Origin of the sequence: Nonomuraea sp. NPDC050556 (assembly GCF_044457355.1) — a bacterium.
Lineage (GTDB): Bacteria > Actinomycetota > Actinomycetes > Streptosporangiales > Streptosporangiaceae > Nonomuraea.
Map to the genome: position 1 here is coordinate 1 of NZ_JBITGU010000001.1, position 1,755 is coordinate 1,755.

Here is a 1,755-nt window from a genome sequence, read left to right on the forward strand (position 1 = left end):
CCCAGTAGACGACTGGGTTGATAGGCCGGAGGTGGAAGCACGGTAACGTGTGGAGCTGACCGGTACTAATAGGCCGAGGACTTGACCACAAAGCAAACATCCCTCGCTGCGCCGTCTTCGTACGAGTGCGCAGGGGTTGTGCTCGCGTCCACTACGCAATTCTGAGACAACAAACGGTCTCACAGGGTTGCGGCGGTTATAGCGGAAAGGAAACACCCGGTTACATTCCGAACCCGGAAGTTAAGCTTTCCAGCGCCGATGGTACTGCACTCGGGAGGGTGTGGGAGAGTAGGTCGCCGCCGCGCAATCTTTCAACGTCAGGGTCTCCATCTTCCGGGGTGGAGGCCCTGACGTGTTTCTTTGGGCTGCCCCGGTCGGGGCAGCCCTTTTTGCGTTTACGACCACTGGCTACTTCGTCGGGCGCAGGACGAAGACGCCCCAGCCCAGGTACTGCCGGCCATACTCCAGATGGGAGCGACGGGAACGCTCGAGAAGCTCCCTGATCGCTGGAACGTCAGGATCTGCGGGGTTGTCGCGGAGCCACTGGCTGAGCGTCCACCACTGGGGCGCCATATACCTGTCCCAGTCGTCCGGGTCGGCGAGGAGCATTTCGACCAGCTCGAAGCCCGCCTGATCGCACCGCTCCGCCGTACCCCAGAGAGACACGGCCCCGTCAGGGGTTATGCCGAGCGCGTCCAGTGCCTCTGGCGGGGGTGGGGTGATCCAGTAGCACTCGCCGACCAGGGCGAGGCCGTCGGGGCGCAGGGCTGGGCGCATGAGGTCGAGGGTGCCTGCCGTACCGCCGCCGATCCAGGTCGCGCCGATGCACGAGACCAGGTCGAACGCCTCTGGTGAGGGTTGGTAGGAGCCCGCGTCGGCTTCGACGAACGTGACGCGGTCCGAAACATCCAGCTCTGCGGCCCTCTGACGGGCCGCGTCGAGGAAGACGCGACTGATGTCGACGCCGACCGCCTCGGTGCCGTAGTCGGCCGCCCACCGGCTGACCATCTCGCCCTTGCCGCACGCCAGGTCGAGATGGCGAGACCCAGGGGTGAGGTGGCACAGCCGTCCGAGAAGATCGAGTTTGGCGTCGGTGAACGGATTCAGAATGCGGTGCCGGGCTTCTGAGATCTCGTGAAAGCGCAGTGACATGCGCATCATCGTCTTTGACGGGGTGCGCCGGGAGCGAACGAATTTCCCAGAATACGGCGGGACCGGCCCTTGCGGCACGGGGACATTCAGCGGCTTGCTAGGCTGGAGAGGCCTGGCCACCCCACCACGGGTGGCCTTCGTCGCGTAAGACCCAGGTGCGGGCGGCGATACGACTACGGTGGACCGTCGCGTTGGAGCACGAGTCCGCTGAGCCAACGAAATGGACCAGAAGTGAACAGAGATAACGGATCGGACGGCGACGGACGCCGCGAACAGAGCGAACAGAGCGGGCGCGGCGACGGCCCCCGCTCGGGGGACAGCCGCCCGACCGGCGGTGACCGGGGACGCGATTCGAGGAGCGACCGCCCGTTCCGTTCCGACGACAGGTCGGACAACCGGGGCGCGAGCCGCCCTTACAGCCGCGACGACCGCGGCCCGAGGCGCGAGGGCGACGACAGAGGCCCGCGCCGGGACTTCAGCGCCCCCCGCCGCGACGACGACCGCGGCCCGCGCAGAGACTTCCAGAACCGCGACGACCGCGGCCCCCGCCGAGACGGCGACGACCGTGGCCCACGCCGCGATTTCCAGAGTGGCGGTCCGCGC

The 1,755-nt window shown here is 66.8% G+C and carries 1 protein-coding gene, 2 rRNA genes and 1 pseudogene; 3 read left to right on the forward strand and 1 reads right to left on the reverse strand.

All coding sequences use genetic code 11. The features are described 5' to 3' along the window. Together ACIBG8_RS00005 and rrf are read left to right on the forward strand one after the other, a co-directional pair. Nucleotides 1-89: ribosomal RNA gene (locus tag ACIBG8_RS00005) — 23S ribosomal RNA — on the forward strand; the annotation flags it as partial. Between the two features lie 99 nt (nt 90-188). Next, nucleotides 189-305 (forward strand): 5S ribosomal RNA (gene rrf / locus ACIBG8_RS00010). 103 nt (nt 306-408) lie between these two features. Here the strand turns inward: rrf and ACIBG8_RS00015 are convergent. Further along, nucleotides 409-1,152 carry an SAM-dependent methyltransferase gene (locus tag ACIBG8_RS00015; protein ID WP_397340163.1) on the reverse strand — a complete coding sequence of 248 codons (744 nt, stop codon included), beginning with the start codon at nt 1,150-1,152 and terminating at the stop codon, nt 409-411. Nucleotides 1,153-1,383: 231 nt separating this feature from the next. Here ACIBG8_RS00015 and ACIBG8_RS00020 point away from each other — a divergent pair. After that, a pseudogene (locus tag ACIBG8_RS00020) lies at nt 1,384-1,755 on the forward strand (pseudouridine synthase); the annotation flags it as partial.

Coding starts and splice junctions, on each gene's coding strand:
- ACIBG8_RS00015 (WP_397340163.1), bottom strand. CDS start 1,152: ATGTCACTGCGCTTTCACGAGATCTCAGAAGCCCGGCACCGCATTCTG.